This window comes from Candidatus Limimorpha sp. (assembly GCF_056203535.1).
This window is the reverse complement of the sequence record NZ_JBADWU010000097.1, coordinates 1-1,805: the sequence shown is the minus strand read 5'-3', so window position 1 is coordinate 1,805 and position 1,805 is coordinate 1. Positions and strand designations below refer to the sequence as shown.

The window sequence follows — 1,805 nt, the reverse complement described above, 5'->3', positions numbered from 1 at the left end:
ACTCTGGCGGACCTTGAGGTGCAGAAGTTCTTCTACCACATGCCTCACTACAGGGTGATACAGCAATACAAGGAGGCCGGAGTCACGGGGAGCAGTTCGACGGTGGATGATTGGCACAACCGAACGTGCGACCTGCTCCATCCATTATACAATACTCTGCGACGGCATCTGATGAAATCGCCGTACATACACTGTGACGAGAGTGCGTTCAGCGTCTATAATGAGGACACGCACAAGGTGCAGGCCGTATCGATATGGGCGTTGAGCGATGCTCTGGGTCCTGACGTGGTGTTCCAGTATGAACTTGGCAAGAAGAACAACGAGATAGCCAGGTCCCTTCTGAAGTCGTACAACGGTGCGGTGCAGACCGATGCCAGCGCGCTGTACGAGCAGTTCGAGAAAGACCCCACCAAGGTGATGCTCGGGTGCTGGATCCACTGTCGAAGATACTTCATTGCCGGTTTGGCGGAAGACGAAGCGACAGCAAAGACAGCTATTGCAGCCATCAACAGGCTGTACTCAATCGAGCACGATGCGGACATCGCCGGACTCAACCTTGATGAGAGGAAAGAGAAACGGCAGAAGGAGGCGTACCCTGTGATCAAGGATCTGGAGACCTGGCTTTACACGAAGGTCGGCATGTATCCCGAGAAATCCCCGATGTGCAAGGCTGTGAACTATGCTCTCACGCACATGCCGAAGCTGGCCAGATATGTAAACGACGGCCGCTTCAGGCCGGACAACAATGACATCGAGGAGGTCATACGACCGCTGAAGGTCGGACTGAACAACTACGGCTACTGCCACAACCACGATGCCGCATACCGCGCCGCCATGATCTACTCCTTCATCGCCACCTGCAACAAGGCGGACGTCAATCCGAGGGAATGGATGATGGATGTGATGCCGCAGATGAGGGGCATTGCCCCGGATGACTTCGCATCGCTGGAGATGCTTCTTCCCGGAGAATGGAAGAAGACCCATCCGGAATCCCACGCGATGGTCCATCACACGACCGAAGCGGAACACGTGGCCGCCATCCTGAAATCAAGGGCGAAAAGGAAGGCCGCCGAAGAGGAGGCTTCCATAGAGGAATCAAAGTAATCGGTGGGCTTCGCCGACTTTATCGAACTTGGTCAAACTTCGCTGAACTTTACAAAACTTTGCAGACTTCGCCAAACTGCGCAAAGTTATGCCACAATCCTACAGAAACCGATATGTATCTGGCCGGACGCTTTCTCTTTATTCAATTTATTCATCTCGCATATTACTTCGAATCATCATTAAAAAGTTCCTGAAAATGATCCATTGTAGTATGTTACCGTATAAGAATTTTGCCCAATACTATTTGAAATAGTGAATTGTACCTGAACTCTATTGTATGAATCCATCAGGTATCGGCAATCACTGAAGCTATATGAGCCCGAAGATGCCTGCGAACCGGAAAACTCTTTAGTTTGGAGTTCCCTTCTTGAATCAGTTATGTTATAATAGTAGGAAAGAGTTACTTTGTCTGGTTTTCCATACCCAGTTCCTGATTCAGCTTTCCAAGTGAAAGTAAGTTTGTATCCTGAATCGGAGCCTTTTATTGAAGAAAAATCAGGCCTATATGAATCATTGCTTATAGAAACCAAACAATAATTGCTCTTAGGGCCAACACCAACTGAATTCTTGGCCGCTACTTTATAATAGTTGTTCCCGGTTTTACAAGCTTCATCGCTATATGAGCACGAGTATGATGTTCCTATTTGTGAATATGTGCCATTTGCAGATGTAGAACGATAAATAATGTAACTATCAGCACC

At 48.6% G+C, this 1,805-nt stretch carries 2 protein-coding genes; one reads left to right on the top strand and one right to left on the bottom strand.

What is annotated here, in order from left to right; genetic code table 11:
• A partial coding sequence (tnpC, locus tag AC06MN_RS11130; RefSeq protein WP_475672453.1) for an IS66 family transposase occupies nt 1-1,104 on the top strand: 1,104 nt, incomplete at its 5' end.
• Between the two features lie 179 nt (nt 1,105-1,283).
• Here the strand turns inward: tnpC and AC06MN_RS11125 are convergent.
• Nucleotides 1,284-1,805, bottom strand: a 522-nt coding sequence (locus tag AC06MN_RS11125; protein ID WP_475672452.1) for a hypothetical protein, incomplete at its 5' end; no start/stop codon positions are given.